Source organism: Vibrio sp. 10N.222.55.C6 (assembly GCF_041473395.1).
Classification (GTDB): domain Bacteria; phylum Pseudomonadota; class Gammaproteobacteria; order Enterobacterales; family Vibrionaceae; genus Vibrio; species Vibrio crassostreae_C.
In genome coordinates this window covers 1-573 of the sequence record NZ_JBFRSD010000359.1, presented here as the reverse complement: position 1 = coordinate 573, position 573 = coordinate 1, and the positions used below count along the sequence as shown (strand labels likewise).

Here is a 573-nt window from a genome sequence, read left to right as displayed (position 1 = left end):
GTTTGCCGTTCAGCTCGATCATGCACTCACCAATAATGGCGATATGTTTCATCGGTTACGCCCTCTCTTCGAAGTAGCGTTTTGCGTTACCAAAGCAGATGTCTTCGACCATAGGGCCAAGCAGTGACATGTCGTTTGGTACCTCGCCGTTTTCAGCCCAACGACCAAGCATGTCACACAGAATTCGGCGGAAGTATTCGTGGCGTGTGTACGACAAGAAGCTGCGAGAGTCAGTCAGCATGCCGACAAACTGGCTAAGCAGACCAAGTTGAGATAACTGTTCCATTTGGCGTTGCATGCCGTCTTTCTGATCGTTGAACCACCAACCAGAACCAAACTGAACTTTGCCCGCGATGCCGCCACCTTGGAAGTTACCAATCATGGTTGCCATCATCTCGTTATCGCGAGGGTTTAAGCAGTAAAGGATGGTGCGAGGTAACTCGTTGCTTTGATCCATCTCGTCTAACAGGTGAGCCAATTCGAAGGCAAACGTCTTATCGCTGATCGAATCAAACCCTGCATCTGCGCCTAACAGCTGGAACATACGCGTGTTGTTATTGCGCTGAGCACCAA

Annotated in this window: 1 protein-coding gene; it reads right to left on the bottom strand. The window is 49.9% G+C overall.

All coding sequences use genetic code 11. The features are described 5' to 3' along the window. Window positions 1–55 precede the first annotated feature (55 nt). Window positions 56–573, bottom strand: a 518-nt coding sequence (locus tag AB4486_RS24115) for a glucuronate isomerase (RefSeq protein ID WP_372119152.1), incomplete at its 5' end; no start/stop codon positions are given.